24 protein-coding genes are annotated in these 22,478 nt (G+C 68.4%); 11 read left to right on the forward strand and 13 right to left on the reverse strand.

Features of this window, described 5'->3' with window-relative positions:
* Positions 1–11 precede the first annotated feature (11 nt).
* The 6 genes from ACOCEP_RS06590 to ACOCEP_RS06615 are packed head-to-tail and all read left to right on the forward strand — an operon-like array spanning position 12 to position 3,603.
* Complete coding sequence (locus ACOCEP_RS06590; RefSeq protein ID WP_034308595.1) at positions 12–281, forward strand: helix-turn-helix transcriptional regulator; 270 nt, start codon at positions 12–14, stop codon at positions 279–281.
* Positions 278–814, forward strand: coding sequence for a hypothetical protein (locus tag ACOCEP_RS06595; protein WP_482336322.1), 537 nt, complete (start codon positions 278–280; stop codon positions 812–814). Before ACOCEP_RS06590 ends, ACOCEP_RS06595 begins: the two co-directional genes overlap by 4 nt.
* On the forward strand, positions 811–1,266 hold the full coding sequence (locus ACOCEP_RS06600; RefSeq protein ID WP_482336323.1) for a hypothetical protein: 456 nt from the start codon (positions 811–813) through the stop codon (positions 1,264–1,266). Before ACOCEP_RS06595 ends, ACOCEP_RS06600 begins: the two co-directional genes overlap by 4 nt.
* The gene (locus ACOCEP_RS06605; RefSeq protein WP_482336324.1) at positions 1,263–1,493 is read left to right on the forward strand and encodes a hypothetical protein; all 231 of its coding nucleotides are present in this window, start codon (positions 1,263–1,265) and stop codon (positions 1,491–1,493) included. Before ACOCEP_RS06600 ends, ACOCEP_RS06605 begins: the two co-directional genes overlap by 4 nt.
* Positions 1,490–2,416, forward strand: a complete 927-nt coding sequence (locus tag ACOCEP_RS06610; protein WP_482336325.1) for an ABC transporter ATP-binding protein — start codon at positions 1,490–1,492, stop codon at positions 2,414–2,416. Before ACOCEP_RS06605 ends, ACOCEP_RS06610 begins: the two co-directional genes overlap by 4 nt.
* Positions 2,413–3,603 (forward strand): ABC transporter permease, encoded by a 1,191-nt coding sequence (locus ACOCEP_RS06615; RefSeq protein WP_482336326.1) that lies wholly within the window; start codon positions 2,413–2,415, stop codon positions 3,601–3,603. Before ACOCEP_RS06610 ends, ACOCEP_RS06615 begins: the two co-directional genes overlap by 4 nt.
* Positions 3,604–3,667: 64 nt before the next feature.
* On the opposite strand, the gene ACOCEP_RS06620 is transcribed toward ACOCEP_RS06615, so the two are convergent.
* The 4 genes from ACOCEP_RS06620 to ACOCEP_RS06635 all read right to left on the reverse strand — a co-directional run bounded on the left by ACOCEP_RS06620 (position 3,668) and on the right by ACOCEP_RS06635 (position 8,214).
* Positions 3,668–5,017 carry a cryptochrome/photolyase family protein gene (locus ACOCEP_RS06620; RefSeq protein WP_482336327.1) on the reverse strand — a complete coding sequence of 450 codons (1,350 nt, stop codon included), beginning with the start codon at positions 5,015–5,017 and terminating at the stop codon, positions 3,668–3,670.
* Between the two features lie 113 nt (positions 5,018–5,130).
* Positions 5,131–6,447, reverse strand: a complete 1,317-nt coding sequence (locus tag ACOCEP_RS06625) for a citrate synthase (protein ID WP_482336329.1) — start codon at positions 6,445–6,447, stop codon at positions 5,131–5,133.
* A gap of 192 nt (positions 6,448–6,639) precedes the next feature.
* Positions 6,640–7,581: a carbohydrate kinase family protein gene (locus ACOCEP_RS06630; protein WP_482336330.1), complete on the reverse strand. Its 942-nt coding sequence runs from the start codon at positions 7,579–7,581 to the stop codon at positions 6,640–6,642.
* 48 nt (positions 7,582–7,629) lie between these two features.
* Entirely contained in the window at positions 7,630–8,214 is a 585-nt protein-coding gene (locus ACOCEP_RS06635; protein WP_482336331.1) for a TetR/AcrR family transcriptional regulator, read from the reverse strand.
* 103 nt (positions 8,215–8,317) lie between these two features.
* Here ACOCEP_RS06635 and ACOCEP_RS06640 point away from each other — a divergent pair, with 103 nt between their 5' ends.
* Positions 8,318–9,463, forward strand: a complete 1,146-nt coding sequence (locus ACOCEP_RS06640; RefSeq protein ID WP_482336332.1) for an acyl-CoA dehydrogenase family protein — start codon at positions 8,318–8,320, stop codon at positions 9,461–9,463.
* A 112-nt stretch (positions 9,464–9,575) separates the two neighbouring features.
* On the opposite strand, the gene ACOCEP_RS06645 is transcribed toward ACOCEP_RS06640, so the two are convergent.
* The 3 genes from ACOCEP_RS06645 to ACOCEP_RS06655 are packed head-to-tail and all read right to left on the reverse strand — an operon-like array spanning position 9,576 to position 12,206.
* A complete protein-coding gene (locus ACOCEP_RS06645; RefSeq protein WP_482336333.1) occupies positions 9,576–10,805 on the reverse strand; it encodes an amidohydrolase in 1,230 nt (409 codons plus the stop codon).
* A gap of 11 nt (positions 10,806–10,816) precedes the next feature.
* Positions 10,817–11,299 (reverse strand): GNAT family N-acetyltransferase, encoded by a 483-nt coding sequence (locus tag ACOCEP_RS06650; RefSeq protein WP_482336335.1) that lies wholly within the window; start codon positions 11,297–11,299, stop codon positions 10,817–10,819.
* A 1-nt stretch (position 11,300) separates the two neighbouring features.
* Positions 11,301–12,206: an aldose 1-epimerase family protein gene (locus ACOCEP_RS06655; RefSeq protein ID WP_482336337.1), complete on the reverse strand. Its 906-nt coding sequence runs from the start codon at positions 12,204–12,206 to the stop codon at positions 11,301–11,303.
* Between the two features lie 52 nt (positions 12,207–12,258).
* Between ACOCEP_RS06655 and ACOCEP_RS06660 the strand changes: the two genes are divergently transcribed.
* Positions 12,259–13,767, forward strand: a complete 1,509-nt coding sequence (locus tag ACOCEP_RS06660) for a fatty acyl-CoA synthetase (protein WP_482336338.1) — start codon at positions 12,259–12,261, stop codon at positions 13,765–13,767.
* Here ACOCEP_RS06660 and ACOCEP_RS06665 read toward each other — a convergent pair.
* Positions 13,744–14,529: an aminoglycoside adenylyltransferase domain-containing protein gene (locus ACOCEP_RS06665; protein ID WP_482336339.1), complete on the reverse strand. Its 786-nt coding sequence runs from the start codon at positions 14,527–14,529 to the stop codon at positions 13,744–13,746. The genes ACOCEP_RS06660 and ACOCEP_RS06665 overlap by 24 nt on opposite strands.
* A 117-nt stretch (positions 14,530–14,646) precedes the next feature.
* Here ACOCEP_RS06665 and ACOCEP_RS06670 point away from each other — a divergent pair, with 117 nt between their 5' ends.
* From ACOCEP_RS06670 to ACOCEP_RS06680, 3 genes are read left to right on the forward strand one after another with little or no spacing between them, the layout of a single operon-like run.
* The gene (locus ACOCEP_RS06670) at positions 14,647–15,210 is read left to right on the forward strand and encodes a TetR/AcrR family transcriptional regulator (protein WP_482336340.1); all 564 of its coding nucleotides are present in this window, start codon (positions 14,647–14,649) and stop codon (positions 15,208–15,210) included.
* Positions 15,210–16,040 carry an MBL fold metallo-hydrolase gene (locus tag ACOCEP_RS06675; RefSeq protein WP_482336341.1) on the forward strand — a complete coding sequence of 277 codons (831 nt, stop codon included), beginning with the start codon at positions 15,210–15,212 and terminating at the stop codon, positions 16,038–16,040. Before ACOCEP_RS06670 ends, ACOCEP_RS06675 begins: the two co-directional genes overlap by 1 nt.
* Positions 16,037–16,864 carry an MBL fold metallo-hydrolase gene (locus ACOCEP_RS06680; protein WP_482336342.1) on the forward strand — a complete coding sequence of 276 codons (828 nt, stop codon included), beginning with the start codon at positions 16,037–16,039 and terminating at the stop codon, positions 16,862–16,864. The genes ACOCEP_RS06675 and ACOCEP_RS06680 overlap by 4 nt, the downstream gene beginning before the upstream one ends.
* A 171-nt stretch (positions 16,865–17,035) precedes the next feature.
* Here the strand turns inward: ACOCEP_RS06680 and ACOCEP_RS06685 are convergent, their stop codons facing one another.
* The 5 genes from ACOCEP_RS06685 to ACOCEP_RS06705 all read right to left on the reverse strand — a co-directional run bounded on the left by ACOCEP_RS06685 (position 17,036) and on the right by ACOCEP_RS06705 (position 22,106).
* Entirely contained in the window at positions 17,036–18,421 is a 1,386-nt protein-coding gene (locus ACOCEP_RS06685) for an APC family permease (RefSeq protein ID WP_482336343.1), read from the reverse strand.
* A 95-nt stretch (positions 18,422–18,516) separates the two neighbouring features.
* Positions 18,517–19,104 (reverse strand): DUF3558 domain-containing protein, encoded by a 588-nt coding sequence (locus ACOCEP_RS06690; RefSeq protein WP_482336344.1) that lies wholly within the window; start codon positions 19,102–19,104, stop codon positions 18,517–18,519.
* 24 nt (positions 19,105–19,128) lie between these two features.
* The gene (locus ACOCEP_RS06695) at positions 19,129–20,412 is read right to left on the reverse strand and encodes an MFS transporter (RefSeq protein ID WP_482336346.1); all 1,284 of its coding nucleotides are present in this window, start codon (positions 20,410–20,412) and stop codon (positions 19,129–19,131) included.
* 118 nt (positions 20,413–20,530) lie between these two features.
* Positions 20,531–21,217, reverse strand: coding sequence for a pyridoxamine 5'-phosphate oxidase (gene pdxH / locus ACOCEP_RS06700; RefSeq protein ID WP_482336347.1), 687 nt, complete (start codon positions 21,215–21,217; stop codon positions 20,531–20,533).
* Positions 21,218–21,734: 517 nt separating this feature from the next.
* Positions 21,735–22,106, reverse strand: coding sequence for a hypothetical protein (locus ACOCEP_RS06705; RefSeq protein ID WP_482336348.1), 372 nt, complete (start codon positions 22,104–22,106; stop codon positions 21,735–21,737).
* Between the last annotated feature and the right edge of the window lie 372 nt (positions 22,107–22,478).

Here is a 22,478-nt window from a genome sequence, read left to right on the forward strand (position 1 = left end):
CAGTATGTTCCATGAGCCCGGTCAGACGCGGCAAAGAGCTGCCGATCTACAACCGGCTTCCCGTGCTCCGGGCGGAGCGCGGGCTGAGCAGGGCCGCCCTCGCGGCGGCCGTCGAGGTCAACCCGCAGACCATCGGCGCGCTCGAACGGGGGGACCACTACCCGAGCCTGGACCTGGCGTTCCGCATCTGCGCGGTGTTCGACCTCCCGGTCGAGGCCGTGTTCAGCCGCGAACCGTTCACGCCACTGTCCACTCAGGTCTACCGGGAGGGGGGAACATGAGCGAAGGGCGAGGCCGTCTCGCGGCGTATTGGGAGCGCCAGCAGGAGCGGCTGGACGAACTGGAACGCAAGCGGGCGCTGAGGCTGCCGACCTGGCGCACGAGGAAGCGACGGCGGACGTTGAGCGTGCTGGTGGTCCTCGGCGACCTGGTCGTGATCGCCGGCGCGGTCTTCTACCAGACAGGGCAGACAGGAGCCTTCCTCGTGTGCTGGCTCGGCGGGGGTGTCGTGGCGGGCGGTGCCCAGTACCTGCTGCGGATCCTCACCGGCAAGATGAGCGGCGGGTTCTCGATGCGGCTCGACGAGCGCGAGCGGGAGATGCGCCACCGCGTCACCTACGTCAGCTACCAGATCCTGGTGGCACTGATGCTGTTCGCGGTGATCTACGGCCTCCTGGTCCCGGGCCCCAAGGCCGGCGCGGCGATGATGGCCTGCGCGCTGCTGGTCACCGGCACCACGGTGGCCGCGGTCATCCTGGGCTGGTCGCTGCCCGACGACGATCCGGAAGACTTCGACGAGGTGAACCCCGCATGACCACCACCCGGACGCGATCGGACCGCCGTCGCCTCGCCGTCGCGGCCGTGATCGGCCACCTGGTCGTGATCGCCGGGGCCGCACTGCTCCGCGAGCCCACGCTGTGGTTCGCGGTCGGCATGATGGGGCCGGGGCTTTGTCTCTGCGTCGGCGCCGCGGCGGTGTTGCGCAAGGCCGTCGGCAGGCCGGGCTCCGCGGCGAAGGACCTCGACGAGCGCGAGCTGCTGCTGCGAGACCGCGCGCACTACGCTGCGTTCCAGGGGATCTGCGTGCTGATGCTGGTGGATCTCGGGTACGGGCTTTACGCGGCGGGGCAACCGGATTCCGGTTCGCTGCTGTCCGCGATGACAGCGGCGTTGTTCGTCTTCGGGACGTCGCTACCGGCGCTGTGGCTCGCGTGGCGGCTGCCGGACGACGATCCCGAAGACTTCGAGGGGGTGGCTCCGGCATGACCGGGGACAAGAAGCGGCACAAGATGTCCATCGGCGTGGTCGCCGTCGTGCTGGTGGCGGGTGGAGTCCTCGCCGGCGCGGGGAGGGCGGTCCTGGTCTACCGGGCCGGCTCGGTGGTGAGCAACGTCAAGCTGGACGGGCTGATCGAACGGAATCGCACGATTTCCGGCGTCCATCGGGGATTCGCGGCGCTGGTGCGGTATCTCGAAGAGGGGAAGTGGAAATGAGCGAGGGGAAGCTGGAGATCGACAAGGTCTCCAAGCGTTACGGCGCGAAGGTCGCGCTGGACGAGGTGAGCTTCGAGGTCCAGCCCGGTGAGCTGTTCGGCTTCGTCGGCAGCAACGGCGCGGGCAAGACCACCACGATGCGGATCGTGCTCGGGGTGCTCGCGGCCGACTCCGGCCAGGTGCGGTTCGGCGGCGCCCCGATCACCCACGAGACCCGCACGCATATCGGGTACATGCCGGAGGAACGCGGGCTGTACCCGAAGATGAAGGTGCTGGAGCAGCTGGTCTATCTCGCCGAGCTGCACGGGATGTCGGCCAACGACGCCCACCGCAGCGCCGAGAACTGGATCGCCAGGCTCGGGCTGACCGAACGACGCAAGGACGAGGTCCAGAAGCTGAGCCTCGGCAACCAGCAGCGCGTGCAGCTCGCCGCCGCGCTGGTGCACGACCCGAAGGTGCTCGTGCTGGACGAGCCGTTCTCCGGCCTCGACCCGCTGGCCGTGGACGTGATGAGCGGTGTGCTGCGTGAGAAGGCCGCGACCGGCGTGCCGGTGGTGTTCTCCAGCCACCAGCTGGATCTGGTCGAGCGGCTGTGCGACCGGGTCGGCATCATCCGAAGCGGACGGATGGTCGCCTCCGGCGCCGTCGCGGAGCTGACCGCCGGAGCGGGCAACGGTCTCGTCGTCACCGCGCCCGCCGCCGCGCCCGGCTGGGCTTCGTCCGTTCCCGGTGTCCGGGCGGTCGAGCAGAACGGGCCGACGACGATCCTCGAACTCGAAGCGGGAGCCGACGACCAGGCCGTGCTCGCCGCGGCGCTGGCCACCGGCCCGGTCACCGAGTTCACCAAACGCAGGCGTTCGCTGACCGAGCTCTTCCGCGACGCGGTCGCCGAGAAGCCGGCGGCACAGGGAGTTTCCGCATGAACACCGTATCTTCGTGGCGCGCGGTCTGGCTGATCGCCAAACGCGAGCTGAACACCCGGCTGCGCACCAGGTCCTTCGTGATCGGCACCGCCGTGCTGCTGGTCATGCTGATGGGATACGTCCTGCTGCAGTCGACGCTGATCGGCAACGAGGACAAGAGCAAGGTCGGGCTCACCGGCCAGACCGCCGGGATCGCGCAGCAGCTCAAGACCGCGGGCGAAGCCATCGGCGAAAAGATCGAGACCGTCACCGTCGCCGATCCGGCGCAGGGCCGGGCGCAGATCGAGAACGGCGACCTGGACGCGCTGCTGTCCGGCAACGCCACCGAGCTGAAGGTGCTCGTCAAGTCCGAATTGGACACGAAGCTGCGGTCTCTGCTGAACGGCGTGTCCCAGCAGGAAGTGCTGAACGGCATCCTGTCCGAGGCCCAGAAGTCACCGGACGAGGTGATGCGCACGGTCCACCAGACCCAGGTCGAGGTCGAGTCGGTCAAACCGCCGGACCCCGAAAAGGCGCAGCGGATGGTGATCGGGCTGATCGTGGCGGTGCTGCTGTACATGAGCATCGTGACCTACGGGACGCTGGTCGCGCAGGGTGTGGTCGAAGAGAAGTCCAGCCGGGTGGTGGAGATCCTGCTGTCCACGGTGCGGCCGTGGCATCTGTTGCTGGGCAAGGTGATCGGGCTCGGCCTGGTCGGGCTGACGCAGCTGGTGATCATCGGCGGTGCCGGTTTCGTCGTCGCTTCGGCGACCAACGTGCTGACGCTGTCCGGCGTCGCGACGGGCGCGCTGCTGTGGGGTGTCGTGTGGTACCTGCTCGGGTTCCTGCTGTACGCCACCGTCTACGGCGCGATGGGTTCGCTGGTCTCCCGGCAGGAGGACACCCAGTCGGTGATCGGCCCGGTCAACATCGTGCTGATCCTCGGCTTCATCGTCGGGTTCAACCTGCTGACCCAGGCGCCGGAGGGCACGGGCACGAAGGTGCTCTCCCTGGTGCCGCTGCTCTCCCCGGTGCTGATGCCCGCGCGGATCGCCGCCGGGACCGTCGAGACGTGGGAGATCGCGCTGTCGCTGGGCCTGACCGTGGGCGCCATCGCGTTGTTCACCTGGCTGGGCGCGCGGATCTACCAGAACAGCGTCCTGCGGGTCGGCAGCCGGATCAAGCTTTCGGAAGCCTTGCGCGGCTGACCGCTTCGCGCGTGAAGGCCCCCTTCCCTCGGCTGAGCCGAGGGAAGGGGGCCTTCACGCGCGTTCAGGAACCTTTGATGGCGCCGTAGCGCTCCAACGCGACCTGACGTTCGTGCGCGTGGTCGACCATCGGTGCCGGGTAGTCCTTGACGTTCTCCGGTTTGTGCGCGGCTTTGCCTTGCACAGGCCGGAGTTCGGGGACATAGCGGCGGACGTACTCGCCGGCGGGATCGAACTTCTCCCCCTGCGTGGTCGGATTGAAGACCCGGAAGTACGGCGCGGCGTCGGTGCCGCTGCCCGCGACCCACTGCCAGTTCAGCTGGTTCGACGCGAGATCGCCGTCGACCAGATGCTTCATGAAATGCCGCGCGCCGAGCCACCACGGCAGATGCAGGTCCTTGACCAGGAAGCTCGCCACGATCATGCGGACGCGGTTGTGCATCCAGCCCTCGGCGAGCAACTGCCGCATCCCGGCGTCGACGATCGGGAATCCGGTGCGCCCTTCGCACCACCGCCGGAAAGCCTCGTCGTCGCTCTCGTATTCCATGGCGTCGAACCGGGAATCGTAGTTCTTCCGCGCGGTTTCGGGACGGTGCCACAGGACGTCGGCGTGGAACTCGCGCCAGGCGAACTCACCGCGCAGTGCCTTGGCGCCGGCTCCCTCGTTCCCGGCGAGGTCGGCCAGCAGGGTGCGCGGGTGGACGCAACCCCAGCGCAGATACGGCGAAAGCCTTGTCGTACCGGGACGATCGGGACGGTCACGATCTTCGTCGTAGGTCTCGACGCCGTCGTCCAGGAACTCGTGCCAGCGCTCCAGCGCCGCCTTCTCGCCGGGATCCGGCAACTCCATTCCCTTGAGCGACGGGGAATTCGGAAGCTTGACCGAACGCGGCGGCTCCACCCAGTCCACAATGGACTTCCCAGTGTCGGCGGGCCGCGGCCAGCCGTGGCGCACCCATGCCCGGTAGAACGGGGTGAAGACGCGGTACGGGTCGCCGTCGGTTTTGGTGATGCGGCCGGGGGTGATCGCGTACGACGAACCCGTCTCGGCCCAGGCGATGTCGTGCTCCGCCAAGGCTTTCTTGACCTCGTCGTCGCGGCGGCGGCCGTACGGGCCGGTGTCACTGCTGACGTGCACGGCCGCGGCGCCGATCTCGCGCGCGGCCTTGACGACCTCCTTGACGGGGTCGCCCTTGACGAGCATCAGCCGTCCGCCGAGCTGATCGTCGAGCGCCTTCAGACAGCCGTGCAGGAACGCGACGCGCGGAGCGCCGGAGGGCTTGAGGAGCGCGTCGTCGAGGACGTACAGCGCGAGGACGTGCTTGCTGTGCTTCGAGGCTTCCAGCAGGGCGGCGTGGTCGCCGAGGCGGAGGTCGCGGCGGAACCACAGCACTACGGGGGCTTCTCTGGTCACTCCGGAAACCCTAAGCGGTACCGCCGGTGAGCGCAGTCCCGGATGCCATGAACGGGCCGTTCCTTGCGAAATTTGCAAGGAACGGCCCGTTCATAGCGCTTGCGGGAGGGGGATCAGCGCTCCGAGATGGGCGCGTAGTCCCGCGACGCGTAGCCGGTGTAGATCTGCCGCGGGCGGCCGATCTTGGTGGCCGGGTCCTGGATCATCTCGCGCCAATGCGCGATCCAGCCCGGCAGGCGGCCGAGCGCGAACAGCACGGTGAAGTACTTCGTCGGGAAGCCGAGCGCCCGGTAGATCAGACCGGTGTAGAAGTCGACGTTCGGGTACAGCTTCCGCTCGATGAAGTAGTCGTCCGAGAGCGCGGTCTCTTCCAGCTTCTTCGCGATGTCGAGCAGCTGGTCGCCACCCTTGAGCTTGGAGAGGATCTCGTCCGCGGTGTTCTTGATGATCTTGGCGCGCGGGTCGTAGTTCTTGTAGACCCGGTGCCCGAAGCCCATCAGGCGGACACCCTTTTCCTTGTTCTTCACGCGCTGGACGAAGTTCGCGACGTCGCCGCCCTCGGCCTGGATGCCCTCGAGCATGTCCAGGACCGCGCTGTTGGCGCCACCGTGCAGCGGGCCGAAGAGCGCGTTGATACCGGCCGAGATCGAGGCGAACAGGTTCGCCTCGGAGGAGCCGACGAGCCGCACGGTCGAGGTCGAGCAGTTCTGCTCGTGGTCGGCGTGCAGGATGAACAGCAGGTCGAGCGCCTTGGCGACGTCCGGGTCGACCTCGTAGGGCTCGGCCGGGAAGCCGAAGGTCATCCGCAGGAAGTTCTCGACCAGGCCGAGCGAGTTGTCCGGGTACAGCAGCGGCTGGCCGACGGACTTCTTGTACGCGTACGCGGCCAGGGTCGGGACCTTGGCCAGCAGGCGGATGGTGGACAGCTCGACGTTCGGTTCGTCGAACGGGTTGAGCGAGTCCTGGTAGAAGGTCGACAGCGCGGATACGGCGCTGGAGAGCACCGGCATCGGGTGCGCGTCGCGCGGGAAGCCGCTGAAGAAGGCCTTCAGGTCCTCGTGCAGCAGGGTGTGCCGCTGGATCTTCTCGGTGAACTCGGCCAGCTGCGTCTGCGTGGGCAGCTCGCCGTAGATGAGCAGGTACGAGACCTCGATGAAGGTCGACTTCTCGGCCAGCTGCTCGATCGGGTACCCGCGGTAGCGCAGGATGCCGGCGTCACCGTCGATGTAGGTGATGGCCGACGACGCGGCACCGGTGTTCACGAACCCCGGGTCGTGGGTGATGTACCCGGTCGTCGCCAGCAGCTTCCCCAGCTCGATCCCAGGCGCGCCCTCGACCGGGTGGATCACCTTGAACTCGTGCTCGCCGTTGGGCAGGCGCAGCGTCGCGGTCTCGCCGGACTGCCCCGCAGCCGTCGTCGCGTCGGACATGTAAGTCCCTCTCACGTTCAGCACGGGCCGGCGGCGCCTGTAGGTTCCACAGGTACGCCCTCTTTCACGCGCGTGACCCACGGCCTCGCTGCACACCGCCCCGCTGGGGTATGAATTCCCCTCTACGCTAGTCGAGAATGGGGTCAACGCGCAGCGGGTGAGTTGCTCACAACAGCCCCTTTGGGACCAGGTTCACACGGCGGATGCCATATCGTCCGCCGTCGGCGGTTCCGCCCCGCTCCGCGAGACGGTGATCGACGCCGCTTTCGCCGCGAATTCGAGTGCCGTCCGCCAGCCGCCGGCGTCGAGAGTGGACAAGTCGCGCACGCCGTTCGAGTACAGCCACGCCAGCAGGGCACCCTGCACGGTGTCACCGGCGCCGATGGTGTCGACGACGTCGACCCGGCGTGACGGGACCTGCGCGATTTCGCCCGCTCGTGTGATGACGGACAACCCGCGCGAGCCCCGGGTGAGCACGACGGCATCGACTCCGCAAGAGGTCCAGACCTTTGCCGCGTCGACCGGGTCGGCGCCTTCGGCGAGCCATTCCGTGTCGTCGTCGGAGATCTTGAGCAGGCGGACATGGGGCAGCCAGGACTCGAACCGCGCCCGGTACGCCGCCGGATCGGTGATCAGCGCCGCACGGATGTTCGGATCGAGCACGGTCAGGACGCCACGGGCGGATTCGCGGCGCAACACGGTTTCGTACGTGCTCGCACCCGGCTCCAGGACCATGCCGAGGGTGCCGAGCGAGAGCGCCGTCACACCCTCCGGCAGCGGGCCGGGGTCGGCGACGAGCCGGTCCGCGGTGCCCTCGGTGTAGAAGGTGTACCGGGCGGAACCCTTCTCGTCGAGCGCGACCACGGCGAGCGTCGTCGGCTCGTTTCCCCGCTGCAGCAAGGCCGTGTCGACGCCGGAGGCGTGCAGCCGGTCCACCAGCGCGACACCGAAGCGGTCTTCGGAGACACGAGAGAGGAAGCCCGTCGGGACGCCGAGCCGGCCGGCGGCGAGCGCGACGTTGTAGGGACCACCACCCATCCGGGGCAGCAGCGCGCGCAACCCACCGTCCACAGTGGAATCCAATGGTGCACCGGGAACGAGGTCGACCAGCGCCTCTCCACCTACGACGATCACGGGCGCGATGCTAGCCGAGGGGATGGCCGGATCACCAGAATTGTCATTTCAGGACATTTTGGGTTCGAGGCCGCCGAGAAGGACTTCCGAAAGCGCGGTGAACGCTTCGGCGTCGGTCACCCCGGTGCGCTGACCGATCACGCCGGTCTGGATTCCCTCGATGATCAGTCCGGCCATTTCCGCGATGAGCCGCGCGTGCACCTCGCGGAAAACACCGTCGGTGACGCCGCGATCGATGAACGACCGGATCCGGCGGGCCGCGGCGCGGCTGTTGAGCTGATAAGCGTCCCGCGCCGGCGCGAATTCGGCGATATCGGTCATGAAAGCGGCCGAAGCGCGATTCAGGTACTCGGAGATCCCGGCCAGGTACTCCCCGAGGATCTTGCGGGCGTCGTCGATCCCGGCGATCCGCTCCTCCAGCAGCTCGGCGGCACCCTTGAAAAAGTGGGTGACGACCTTGACCGCGAGCTGCTCCTTGCTGGGCGCGAGCGCGTAGAGGGTCGACTTCGAGCAGTGGAGCCTGGCGGCCAGATCGTCCAGCGTGAACTGGGAGAACCCTTCGGCGAGGAAGAGCGCTTCAAGTTCCGAGAGCAGCGCTCTCTGACGCGCGGTGGGCTGGCGGCGCGAGGTCATCGGATCACTATCCCCTACGCGAACGGTGTCCCCCCAGCGCCGTCTACTGTACGCTGAATCAGCCCACAGTACTGTTTTTGGTACAGCTCAGCTCGGAGGAGCCATGCCGGCGGACCGTCTGCTGCCCAGCACCGAGGCCCAGGACCTGATCGACCTGGCCAAGGAGATCGCGCGCGAGGAACTCGCCCCGATCGCGAGCAAGTACGAGGAGACCGCGCACTTCCCGCGCGAGCAGTTCCGGCTGCTCGGGCAGGCCGGGCTCCTCGGCCTGCCGTACGCGGAACGCTGGGGCGGCGGCGAGCTGCCGTACGAGGTCTACCTGCAGGTCCTGGAGGAGATCGCGACCGCGTGGATGTCGGTCGGCGTCGGGCTCTCCGTGCACACGATGTCCTGTTTCGCGCTGGCGCACCACGGCACCGACGAGCAGCGTGACCGCTGGCTGCCCGCCATGCTGGAGGGCGGCCTGCTTGGCGCGTACGCGCTCTCGGAGACCCACGCCGGCTCCGACGCGGCCGCGCTGTCCACACGCGCGCGGCTCGACGGCGACCGGTACGTCGTGAACGGCACGAAGGCGTGGATCACCCACGCGGGTGAGGCCGACTTCTACACGACCATGGTGCGCACCAGTGACGACGGCGGCCAGGGCATCTCCTGCCTGCTCGTCGACGCGGCGACGCCCGGCCTGTCCGCCGCGCCGCCCGAGCGGAAGATGGGCCTCACCGGGTCGACCACGGCGCAGCTGATGTTCGAGGACGCCGCCGTCGACGCCGACCGGCGGATCGGCGAAGAGGGCCAGGGGCTGAAGATCGCGCTGTCGTCGCTCAGCTCCGGACGGCTGGGCATCGCCGCTTGCGCCGTCGGGCTCGCGCAGGCCGCGCTGGACGAGGCGCTCGAATACGCGAAGGGCCGCACGCAGTTCGGGCGGCCGATCATCGAGTTCCAGGGGCTGGAGTTCCTGCTGGCCGACATGGCCGCGACCGTCGAGACCTCGCGCGCGATGTACCTGGACGCGGCCCGCCGCCGGGACCGCGGGCTGCCGTTCCAGCGGCAGGCGTCGATCGCGAAGCTCGTCGCGACCGACGGAGCGATGAAGGTGACCACCGACGCCGTGCAGGTGCTCGGCGGCGCCGGGTACACGAAGGACTTCCCGGCGGAGCGGTACATGCGGGAGGCGAAGGTGCCGCAGATCTTCGAGGGCACGAACCAGATCCAGCGCATGGTGATCGCGCGGGAACTGCGGAAAGGCTGACCGCTCTCGCAACTCGCACAACACCCCTGCTCCATGATGTGAAAGCCACTTTCGCAACGTTGAAGGTTGCGAAAGTGGCTTTCACATCACGCGCCAAGCACGAGCCGACCGGTCAGGCCTCGCGGTAGCGCCGCTCCTCGGTGACGCCGACCCCGGTCTCCTCGTCGAAATGGTAGACCTCGCGCCCGCGCACGAACACCCGCATCGCCCGGTTCATCACGTCCAGCGGGTCACCCGACCAGATGACCACGTCGGCGTCGAGACCCGGCTTCAGCGAGCCGACCTGGTCGTCGAGGTCCAGCATCGCGGCGGGGTTGACGGTCAGCGCCTTCAGCGCGGTCTCCGGGTCGAGCCCGTCCTTCACCGACAGCGCGGCCTGGTACACGAGGAAGTTGATCGGCACGACGGGGTGGTCCGTGGTGATCGCGATCTTCACGCCCGCCCTGGCGAGGATGCCGGGCGCGCGCAGGGTGCGGTTGCGCAGCTCCACTTTGGACTTGGTGGTGAACAGCGGGCCGAGGATCACCGGCACGTCCCGTTCGGCGAGCAGGTCCGCGATCAGGTGCCCTTCGGTGCCGTGGTTGATCACCAGTTTGTAGCCGAACTCGTCGGCCAGCCGGATGGCGGTCACCATGTCGTCGGCGCGGTGGACGTGCTGGTCCCAGTACAGCTCGCCGTCGAGGACCTTGGCCAGCGTCTCCTTGGTCAGGTCGACGTCGAACGGCTTGCCCTCACCGGCGGCGTGGTCACGCTGGGCGGCGTAGTTGCGCGCGGCGGTGAACGCGTCGCGGATGGTCGACGCGACACCGAGCCTGGTCGACGGCGTCTGCTTCTTCTCGCCGTACACGCGCTTCGGGTTCTCGCCGAGCGCGCTCTTCACGCTGACGCCCTCGGCGAAGATCATGTCGAGCACGGTCCGGCCCCAGGTCTTGACGCCGATCGTCTGCCCGCCGATGGGGTTCCCCGAGCCGGGCTTGATGACGACGCTGGTGACGCCGCCCGCGAGCGCGTCGTCGAAGCCGGGTTCGTACGGGTCGATCCCGTCGATCGCGCGGAACCGCGCGCCGTTGGGGTCGGTCATCTCGTTGGTGTCGTTCCCGGACCAGCCTTCGCCGTCTTCGTGCACGCCGAGGTGGGCGTGCGCGTCGATGAACCCGGGCAGCACCCAGCTGCCCGCGGCGTCGATCAGTTCGGCGTCGTCGGGGATGTCGACGTCGGCGGCCGTGCCGACCGCGGCGATCTTCCCGTTCTCGATGAGGACCGTGCCGCCGTCGAGGGGATCACCGTCGACCGGGACGACGTAACCACCGACGATGGCCTTGACCTGTGCTTTGTCAGACATACTTTGACACGCTAACGAACTGGGCCGCCGGTTCGCACGCGGGGCTTTTCGAAATGGACCAGTTCGTAGTGGAGCTCGGGCGTGCGATGCGTCTCGGCGTAACCGAGCTTCCGGTACATCCGCAGCGGGCCCGCGCTCCGCTCCCCGGTGAACAGCCGGAACACGGTCACCGAGGGTGGCGCGGCCGCCTCGGCGGCGAGCAGCAGGGAGCTGCCGAGGCCGTGTCCCTGCCTGTCCGGGGCCACGACCAGCCTGCCGACGAGACCGGCCGATCCGTCCACGACGACCCGGACGCTCGCCACCAGCCGCCCGGATTCCCTGATGCCCCAGGCGAAACACGCGGGGTCGCCCAGCGCCTCCCCGGCCTGCTCGAAGGTCTCCATCAGCGGCGGGAGGTCGAGGGTCTCGTGCGCCCTGGCCTCCGGGACGTACGCCGCGCGCTGCAGCGTGAGCACCTCGCCGGCGTCGGCGGGCCCCAGGCGGAGTAGCGACATCTCAGCGCACCCGGATTCCCCAGCTCCCGGTCCACGACGACGCGGGCTCCAGGTCGATCAGGTCGGTTCCGGTGTTGAGCGCGTCGGCGGGGCAGGTCATCGGCTCGATCGCCACCGCGCGGCCGCGGCCGACCAGGTCTTCCGGGGTGAAGACCTGCACCCAGTGGAAGTCCGGCCCGGCCCAGACCAGCAGCTCTCGCTCCCCGTGCGAGAGGACGTGGTGGTGGTTCCCGTCCTCGGCCACGCTCAGCCCGCCGAACGCCGTGTCGAGGTCGACGCCTTCGAGCACCTTGCCGGACCGGAAGTCGTACTCGGTCCCCTCGACGTCCTGCTCGTCGGCGTACGGCATCTGCTCCTCGCCGAGATACGGGCGGACCCGGCTCGCGGGCAGCGTCAGGGTCAGCTCGTCGGTGGGCGCGTCGCCGATGCGGAAATACGGGTGCGTGCCGAGCCCGACGCCGATCGGGCTCTCGCCCTCGTTGCGGATCTCGTGCGTGACGACCAGTTCGCGCGGCGAGATCTCGTAGGTGATCGTCGCGCGCAGCGGTACCGGCCAGCCCTCCTGCGCCGGGACGTCGATGGCCAGGGTGATCGACGACTCCGCGTGTTCGAGGAGCTCCCACTCCTCGTGCCGGGTCAGGCCGTGGATCGCGTTGCCGCGCGCCTCCTCGGTGATCGGGAGCTGCTGCTTCTCGCCCTGGTACAACCACTGGCCGCCCTTGGTGCGGTTCGGCCAAGGCAGCAGGACCTGCCCGGCGCCCTTCGGCGGCTTCTCGTCCTCGGCGAACGCCTCGACGTAGGGCACCCCGCCGACCTCGAACGCGCGCAACCCGGCACCGATCTCGGTGATGACGGCTCGCGCGTTGCCGCGGGTGATCTCGAACTGCTCTCCGGTGGGATTGGCCATGCCGACGAGGTTACTGTGAGAACGCCACGCCCGGACGAAGGAGACCGCCGCGATGACCGTTCCCGGCTACCCCAGCACCGTCGGCCGCGTCCTGGAACGGAGCGCGCGCCGCGTCCCGAGCCGGGTCGCCCTCACGTTCGCCGATCGCGTGTGGACGTACGCGGAGCTCGACCGCGCGGCGGGCCGGGTCGCGGCCAAGCTGCTCGGCCGCGGGCTCGTCCACGGTGACCGCGTCGCGGCCTTCGGCAAGAACTCCGACGCGTACCTGTTGCTGTACCTGGGTTGCGCGCGGGCCGGGCTGGTGCACGTGCCGGTGAACTTCAACGCGCGAGGCGAAGAACTCGAGTACCTGCTCACGCAGTCCGAGCCCGCCGTCGCCTTCGTCGACCCCGCGCTGGCCGAGCACGTCGGCGTCGATCACGTGTCCACAGTGGACATTCTGGAGTGGGCACTGGACGAGACCGTCGCCCCGCACGAGGAGTCCGGAGTCGCCGACGACGACCTCGTCCAGCTGCTCTACACGTCCGGGACGACCTCGCGGCCGAAGGGCGCGATGCTCACCCACCGCGCGCTGGTGCACGAGTATTCGTCCTGCATCGCGGCGCTCGACCTGAGCGATCGTGACGTGCCGCTGCACGCGCTGCCGCTGTACCACTCGGCGCAGATGCACGTCTTCCTCATGCCCGGGCTGGCCGTCGGCGCGACGAACCACCTCGTCGAAGCGCCCGACCTCGGCGACATCCTGACGCGGATTCCCCGTCAGGGCATCACTTCGCTGTTCTTCCCGCCGACCGTCTGGGTGGGACTCGCGAACCACCCCGGCCTCGCGGACGCGGATCTGAGCTGCCTCACCAAGGCGTACTACGGCGCTTCGATCATGCCCGTCCCGGTGCTGAACGCGCTCCGCGCCCGGCTGCCGGAAGTCGGGTTCTACAACTGCTTCGGGCAATCGGAGATCGGTCCACTCGCGACGGTCCTGCGCCCCGAAGAGCACGACGCACGCCCGGATTCCGTCGGCCGCCCGATCCTTTTCGTCGAGACGCGCGTGGTGGACGCCGAGATGAACGACCTCCCGCCGGGCGAACTCGGCGAAGTCGTCTACCGCTCTCCCCAGCTGTGCACCGGGTACTGGGGCAAACCCGAGGAATCGGTGGAGGCCTTCGCGGGCGGCTGGTTCCATTCCGGTGATCTGGTGCGGCAGGACGAAGAGGGCTATCTGTTCGTCGTCGACCGGATCAAGGACGTCGTCAACACCGGCGGCGTGCTCGTCGCGTCGCGCGAGGTGGAGGACGCGCTGTACGCGCATCCCGCCGTCGCCGAAGTCGCCGTCGTCGGCCTGCCGCACGAACGGTGGATCGAGGCGATCGCCGCGGTGGTCGTGGTGAAGGAACCCGTCGGCGAAGCGGATCTGATCGAGTTCGCCAAGAAGTCCCTGGCGGCGCACAAGGTGCCGAAGTCGGTGCATTTCGTCGGCGAACTGCCGAAGAACGCGTCCGGGAAACTGCTCAAACGCGAGCTGCGGCAACAGTTCGGCGGGTCAGCGTCCGCGATCGGCGTCTAGCGACTCGGCGTAGGCGGCGAATTCGCAGGCCGCTTCGAGGCTGCCCGGACGCGGTGGATCCTCCGGATCCCAGCCGAGTTCGCGGTCCTGAAGCACCTGCGTGAGCAAGGGGCGCCAGCGCGGATCGAGGTTCTCGCGCGCCCATTCGAGCGCACCCCGTTTCGACTCGACCTCGGCCGTGCGCAACGTGTAGAGCACGCGGCAACAAGTCGACACGATGTAGCGCTGCGTCCAGGCGATGTCGAAGGGCGCCCACGTCCGGACGCCGTCGACCAAGCCGTGCAGTTCTCCGCGCATCGCCGCGCGCATCGCGTCCGGCGGCGGCTCGTCGACCAGGCTCGCGATCGGCGGGCCGTCGAGCACGATGCCCTTGTGGCGCAGGATCCAGCGCGTGTGCAGGCTGTTGCAGTGGGTGTCCCAGATCAGGACGCGATGGCCATGGTCGCAGTACAGCCACGGGGTGCCGAGCCCCTGACTGGTTTTGAGGGACGCGACGTCCGCGTAGGAGCCCTCGATTTCCTTGCACCAGAAGCCTTCTCGGGTGGGGAGCTCGTCGTGGAGCACGCGAAGATCGGCTTCGATCCGGCCGCTCGGCGGTTCGGTCGTCGCGATGATGAAGTCGCAGTCACTGTGGAGGTCGCCGGCGCCGAGCGCGAAGGAACCTTGGACGTACGCGCCGACGTAGGTGTCGCCGAGGATCTCGCGGGCTGAGGCGACCAGATCGATGAGGACCTGGTCGAGTTCGGCGTAGGGCGTGTACACGGGCCGGACGTTACCTGGCCTCGTGAGTGGTAAGGACGGTTAGAACCGTCCTTACCACTCACGAGACCCGGGCAGCTTACTAGACCGGTCGTCATAGTTTGAGCTACAGTCGGCCGCATGGTCCGCCGCACCGACACCCGGCAGCGCATGCTCGATTCCGCCGCCGAGCTCTTCCACCAGCAGGGTTACCACGCCACCGGGCTCAACCAGCTCGTCACCGCCGTGGGCGCGCCCAAGGGCTCGCTCTACTTCCATTTCCCCGGCGGCAAGGAGCAGCTGGCCGCCGAGGCCATCCGCCAATCCGCCGAACGGCTCTGCGACCAGCTGCGCACGATCGCCGCGAACGCGCCCGACATCGTCACCGGCATCGAGAACGTGGTCGACGCGCTGGCGACCTCGTTGGAGGAGTCGGATTTCCAGCGCGGCTGCCCGCTCGCGACGGTCGCGCTCGACGCTTCGGGGGACAGCGAGGTGATCCGCCAGGCCTGCGCCGACGGCTACACCTCCTGGCACACCGTCATCGCCGAGGCGCTGGACACCGACAAGGCAGACCACCTGGCGACGGTCGTCCTCGCCGCCATCGAAGGCGGTTTGCTGCTGGCCAAGACGTTGCACGACACCGCGCCGCTGCGCGCGATCGCCCCTCACCTGGCCACCACACTCGAACGGGAGCTGTCCTGATGCGCGTCCATCACCTGAACTGCGGAACCATGCGGCCGATCGGCGGCAGCCTCATCGACGGCAAGCCCGGCCTCTTCCGCCGCGCCGAGCTGATCTGCCACTGCCTTCTCCTGGAGACCGACACCGGGCTCGTGCTCATCGAAACCGGCGTCGGAACACCGACCGTCACCCGGCCGGTCGAATGGCTCGGCGCCGGGTTCGTCCGGCTGGTGCACCCCGACAGCGACGACGACCTCAGCGCCACCACGCAGATCCGCAAGCTCGGCTTCGACCCGGCCGACGTGCGCGACATCGTGCTCACCCATCTCGATCTCGACCACGCGGGCGGGCTCGTCGACTTCCCCCAGGCGCGGGTCCACGTCCACGATCGCGAGCTCCAGGCGCTGGAAAAGCCGATCGACCGCAAGGAGGCGAGCCGCTACCGGAAGGTCCAGTTCAGCCATGGTCCGCTGTGGAGGTCGTACCGCGCCGACGGCGAGCCGTGGTTCGGTTTCGACTCCGTCCGCGAGCTCGAAGGGGTCCCGGACGTCCTGCTCATCCCGCTCGCCGGGCACACCCGCGGGCATGCCGGCGTCGCGATCGACACCGGTGACGGCTGGCTCCTCAACGCCGGCGACGCCGTCTTCCACGGCGGCGAGCTGGAGCGAAAGCCGCATATCCCTCTGGCCTTGGGCTTCTTCGAGTCGTACATGCAGACGGAGAAGACCGCACGACTGGACAACCAGCGCCGGCTGCGCGAACTTGTCAGTAACAACGGCGACGAGGTGACGGTCTTCGCCGCGCACGACGCCACCGCGTTCGAACGGCTCAGCCAGAGGAGCAGGCTATGAAGGTGCACCACCTGAACTGCGGCACGATGCGCGCACCGGGCGGGAAGCTGCTCGACGGCCAGCCCGGCCTGCTGCGCCGCTCGGAGCTGGTGGCGCACTGCCTGCTCATCGAGACCGGCGACGGGCTCGTGCTGGTGGACACCGGTTTCGGTCGCAAGGGCGTCGAGAATCCCGGCGCGTGGCTCGGCGGGCCGTTCACGATGATGGTCGGTGCCAAGCCGGTCGAGACGGAGACCGCGGCGCACCACGTCGAGGCGCTCGGCCACCAGCTCGAAGACGTCCGGCACATCATCTGCACCCACCTCGACGTCGACCACGCGGGCGGGCTCGCCGACTTCCCGAACGCCGTCGTCCACGTCCGCACCGCGGAGCACGACGCGGCCACGTCACCGGCCAACCAGAGCGAAAAGCTGCGGTTCCGCGCCAACCAGTTCGCCCACCGTCCACTGTGGAGCATGTACGACGAGGCCGGGGACGACTGGTTCGGTTTCCAGGCCGTCCGCGAACTGAAGGGCCTGCCGCCGGAGATCCTGCTGGTACCGCTCGCGGGGCACACCAAGGGGCACACCGGCGTCGCGGTCGACACCGGCGACGGCTGGCTGCTGCACGCGGGCGACGCGTACTTCTTCCACGGCCAGATGGATCCCGTGAAGCCGCATTGCCCGCCGGGGATGACGGCGTTCCAGAACATGGTGCAGACGCTGCGCAAACCGCGGCTGGAGAACGTCGAGCGGCTGCGGGAGCTGAGCCGGGATCACGCCGACGAGGTCACCGTGTTCTCGGCCCACAGCCCGGTGGAGTACCAGGCGCTCAGCCGCGGTTGATCGAGCTCGGTGACGTGTCGCGAAAGCCACTTTCGCGACGCCTGACGTCCCGAAAGTGGCTTTCGCGACACCGGCGCTCTAGCCCGGTGAGGCGGCGGCGCCAAGCGTGAAGGGGACTTTCCCCGCATCCGATGCGACGAAAGTCCCCTTCACGACAGTCGAAACCAGCCGTCAGCCGACCGGCGGCTCGATGGGCTGCCGGTCCTCTTCCTTGTGCGTGGCCCGCATGATGAGCCAGTTGATCCCCCACAGCACGATGCCGACGCCGAGCAGGATCGCGGCGACCTTGTAGTCGCGCGCGGGCCGCCCGGACAGCGGCGTCACCAGGTACACACAGAAGATCGCGGCCAGCACCGGGATGATCGTCGGTGCCCGGAAATGCTTGTGCGCCGCCTTCTCCTTGCGCAGTACCAGGACCGCGACGTTGACGATGGCGAACACCGCCAGCAGCAGCAAGGCCGTCGTACCGCCGAGCACGCCGATGTCCACAAAGGACACGAGGCCGATCGCGATCAGGCTGGTGAACACGATCGCCACCCACGGGCTGCGGCGGAACGGGTGCACGGTGCCCAGCTGCTTCGGGATGATCCGCTGGTTCGCCATGCCGTAGAGCAGGCGGCTGGCCATCAGCATGTTGATCAGGGCCGAGTTGATGACCGCGAAGAGACCGATCGCGGAGAAGACCTCACGCGGGAAGCCGGGCGCCCCGACGTCGAGCACCTTCAGCAGCGCGCTGCTCTTGGCCGCCTCCAGCTCGTCCGCGGGCACCAGCAGCGAGGAGGTCACGGAGACCAGGATGTAGATGGTCGCGGCGATGACCATGCCCCACAGCATCGCCTTCGGGAAGATCCGGATCGGATCCTTGCACTCCTCGGCCATGTTCACCGAGTCCTCGAAACCGACCATCGCGAAGAACGCCAGCGAAGTCGCCGACGTGATCGCCACCAGCATCGTCTGGTTCTCGGTGTCGAACTCGACCAGCCGCGAGGCGTCCCCGTTGCCGTTGAGCACCGCCCATACGCCGACCCCGATGATGATCAGCAGACCACCGATCTCGATACAGGTCAGCACCACGTTGGTCTTCACCGATTCGGAGACCCCGCGGAAGTTGATCAGCGCGAGACCGATCACGAACAGGATCGCCACCAGCGGCATCGGCGCGGTGATGAACTCCTTGAGGTAGGTCTCACCGAAGGCCTTCGCCGCCGACGAGGCCGACGTGATCCCCGAGCACATCACCGCGAACGCCACCATGAAGGTGAGGAAGCGGATCTTGAACGCCTTGTGCGTGTAGAGCGCGGCCCCCGCCGCCTGCGGGTACTTCCCGACCAGTTCCAGGTAGCTGAACGCGGTCATGAACGCGACCACGAACGCGATCAGGAACGGAAGCCACAGCGCGCCGCCCACCCGGCCCGCCACCTGTCCGGTGAGCGCGTACACGCCCGTCCCGATGATGTCCCCCACCACGAAGAACAGCAGGAGTTTGGAACCCATCACCCGCTTGAGGCTCGGTTGACCGGCCGGACCGGTCTGTTCTGTTGTCGTCGTGTCCGCCATGCGGCAAGAGTGTGCCGTATCACGTCTGGGGCCGACAGTCCGGTTTGGTCAGTTCTTCGTCACGGGTTGACGAAGCACGGCTCTGGGTAACTCGCTCAGTTGGCGTCGACCGCGGTCTTCACCAACGGGAGCATCATCTCCTGCGTCATCTTGACCGGACCGGTGTAGTTGACCAGTACCGGCACGCCGCCCGCCAGTTCGGCGGCCGCCAGCGTCGCGGTCTTGTTCTCGTCGGTGACGTAGTAGACGGCGCCTTCGCCGACACCGGTGACGTCCTTCGCGTTCGCCTTGGCGTTCTTCAGCGCGGCGACCATCTCGGCGGGCTTGAGCTTCTTGCCGTCGAAGCGGGTCACCGCGAGCGCGCCGATCTGCTTGCCGGCGGCCGAGTAGACACAGCTCTTGGCTTTGCCGCCGTTGGCGGCGTTGTCCTGGACCGGGCCCGGGGCCGACGTCACGCCCTGGATCGAGACCGCCTTGCCCACCGCCTCGGCGGACAGCAGCGCGCACGGCTCCTTCGAACCGGTGCCGCCGGTGGGAGCGGCGGAGGGACTCGGCGCGGCGGAAGGAGCGGGAGCCTGGCTCGACGGCTTGGCCGCGTTGTCCGTCTTCTCGTCACCGGACGAACAGGCGGTGAGGGTCGCGATGACAGCGGCGAACAGGATGATCGCCCGTGAAATACGCATGGGCCCGACGATAGTCCGAATGGCTCAACCGGCCGGGGCCCGGTACCGCCAGAAGGACGGGATGAGCAGCGCCGCGCCGATGACCAGCACGATGACCAGCACTCCACCGCCGGAGGCCGCGGCGGCCGTGCCGACGCCGGCGGCGGCCCAGCCGTGGGTGAGGTCGGCGATCCGCGGGCCGCCCGCGACGACGACGGTGAACACGCCCTGCAGCCGTCCGCGCATCTCGTCGGTGGTGGCGAGCTGCAGGATCGACATGCGGTAGATCGCGCTGACCATGTCGGCGGCCCCGGCGAGCGCCATGAAGAACACCGCGAGCCACAGCGAGTTCGCGAGCCCGAACCCGGCGACGGCGGCGCCCCAGACACAGATCGAGACGATCACGCCGACACCCTGTTTGCGGATCCTGGTCAGCCAGCCGGAGAAGAGGCCGATCAGCATGGCGCCCGCGGGGAGCGCGGCGTACAGCCAGCCCAGCGCCGGGCCGCCGCCGGGCGGGTCGCCGAAGGTGCGCTCGGCCATCTCCGGGATCAGCGCGCGTGGCATGCCCGCGACCATCGCGATGATGTCGACGAGGAACGACGCCAGCAGGATCTTCTGTGTCGCCAGGTATTTGAAGCCGTCGATGATGTCGCGGAGGCCGGCGCGGCGCGCGATCTCGCCGAGCGGCGGGATCGGGGGAAGCTTGTAGACGGCGACGAGGGTGAGGCTCAGCGCGATGACGTCGATCAGATAGAGCGTCGAGAGGCCGAGGATCGGGATCAGCGAACCGGCGAGCAGCGGGCCGAAGACCGCGCCGAAGGTGGCCATCGTGCTGCTCAGCGCGGTCGCGGGCGCGATCAGGTTGTCCGGGACCAGCCGGGCGACGACGGCGCCCCGGGTCGGCATGTTGATCGCGAAGAACGCCTGGTTGACCGCGAGCAGGCCCAGGACGAGCCAGACCGAGCCGATGTTCAGGAACGCCTGGAGCCACAGGACGGCCGAGGTGAGCGTGACCCCGACGTTGGTGACGAGCAGGAGTTTGCGGCGGTCGACGGCGTCCGCGATGGCGCCGCCCCAGAGACCGAAGACGAGCAGCGGGACCAGCGCGACCAGGCCGGTCAGGCCGACGTACGCCGACGAGCCGGTGAGGTCGAAGACCTGTTTGGGGACCGCGACGGCGGTGAGCTGGCTGCCGACGGCGGTGACCGCGGTGGAAAGCCAGAGGCGGCGGAACGCGGGGATCTTGAGCGGCCGGGTGTCGACGACGATCGAGCCGAACAGCTTGCGGACACCTTTGCGCTGGTCAACCCCCACGTCGTCACTCACAACCAGACAGCTTAGCCGCGCTAACTAACCATCCGCGCGCGATTTATGTCACCGGCCGCGCGTGAAGGCCCCCTTCCCTCGGCTGAGCCGAGGGAAGGGGGCCTTCACGCGCTTCGAACTACGGCGCGACGCGCTCGATCTGCCAGCCGTCGTCGGTGCGGACGTAGCGGAGCCGGTCGTGCATGCGGTCCTCGCGGCCCTGCCAGAACTCGACGACGTCGGGCCGGATGCGCCACCCGCCCCAGTGCGGCGGGAACGGGATGTTCTCGACGTCGGCGAACCGGCGCTCGATGCCGTGGAGCGCGTTCTCGAGGGCACGGCGGCCGTCGACGACGCGGGACTGCGGTGACGCCCAGGCGCCGAGCTGCGAACCCCGCGGGCGGGACGCCCAGTACTCGGCGGTCTCGGCGACGTTGACCTTCTCGACCTCGCCGCGCACGTGGACCTGGCGCTGCAGGGCGTACCACGGGAAGGTGATCGACGCGTAGCGCGTCGCGGTGAGGTCGTGGCTCTTGGTCGAGGTGTAGTTCGTGTAGAAGACGACACCGCGCTCGTCGAGGCCCTTGCACAGCACGGTCCGGGAGGACGGCCTGCCCTCCGGGTCGGCGGTGGCGAGCACCATCGCGTTCGGTTCGGCGATCCCGGCGGAGACGGCCTGGTTCAGCCAGTCCTGCAGCTGGGCGGTCCATGTCTCCGCCAGCGCGGACTCGTCGAAGGCGGCCCCTTCGTAGGCCACCCTCATCCCGGGCAGGCGAACGACGGCGTCGCCGTTCTCGGCAGCGCCCTCTTTGATCTCCGGCATCATCCGCCAAACCTCCGTACCCGATCGGGGCATCTGTGACTTCGGCTTTGCCGCCGACGGTATTGCCTGGACGGCGGCAGCGAAACCCACTGAACGGTGACACCCGCCACCCCTGCCCGATCATCTGTGTGTAGCCACTGGACCGCAAGCCGTCACCTGCCCGTTACCTGGCGGGACCTGATCGATCAAGGCCGAACGTCGCCCCACCTGATGCCTCTGCCGGCATCTTTCCGCCGGTCCGCGAAATCGCGCCCGGCCGCACAAATAAGGGAAACTGCCTGGACAGGCCGGGTCCGCCGGGAATCACCGCCCGTTCTTCACCGCTTTTGTTTCGCCCGGATTTCGACACCTCGCGAACAATTCTTCCGGATTTCACGCCGGCGCCCGCCTCGCGCGAGCCAATTCTGTCGATTGACAGAAATTGGCGCCCGGAACATCTCCGCGAGATGTTCCAGCGAAGGCCGGCTCCGGGACGGCAATTCACGCCTCGAAACCGGCCTTCGTGTCTTCTGTCCTGCTGTCAGTTCGTGACAGTGAACTCGGCCCGGACGATCCAGCCCCAGCAGTCGTAGGACGCCGTGTACCGCCCCGGCACCGTCCCCACCGGACCGCCGCCGCGCAACGCGACACCGATGCCGCCGGTGCCGCCGTCTCCCACCACCCGCAGGGGAATCGGCGCGGCGAGACCGTCCGCGACGAGCGTCGTCGCGAGCTCGCCCGCCCCGGACGGGCGCAGGCAATAGATATCCGCGACGACCGTCCCACCTGCGACGACGACGTTCGGGCTCAGGACGAGGCTCGACGGTCTGGTCGCGTTCGCCTGCCCCGCACCGGCCAAGGTGGACAAGATCGCCGCCCCCGCGACGCAGGCCGCGGCCGCACGAAATTTCATCCTTTTCTCCCTCCGGGATTTTCCCCCGACACCCGATGGACGGACGGTGCCCGGCACCGGGTTGCCCACCAGGTGAGAGTCCGCCCTTTGGGGCGAACGGCCGGATTCAGCAGAATGTGACAGCGAATCGTGCAAGAGCCGACGATCACACTAGGTAGACCTTGCGCCACTCGATAGGATCGCCGCCGAGAGCAACGGGGTGATCACCTCTATCCAGAGTGTTCAGAGGTTTTGATGGGACGGCCGGGTGTGCGGCCGCGCCATCGCCATTACCGGCCGGGCTTCCGGGAGGGAGTTCGACACCGGTCGATCAGTCCTGCGCTCGAACAGCCGGAACTTTCCACGCCCGAGTTACTCCCCTTCCCCAGGAGT

The organism is Amycolatopsis sp. CA-211722 (assembly GCF_056828465.1).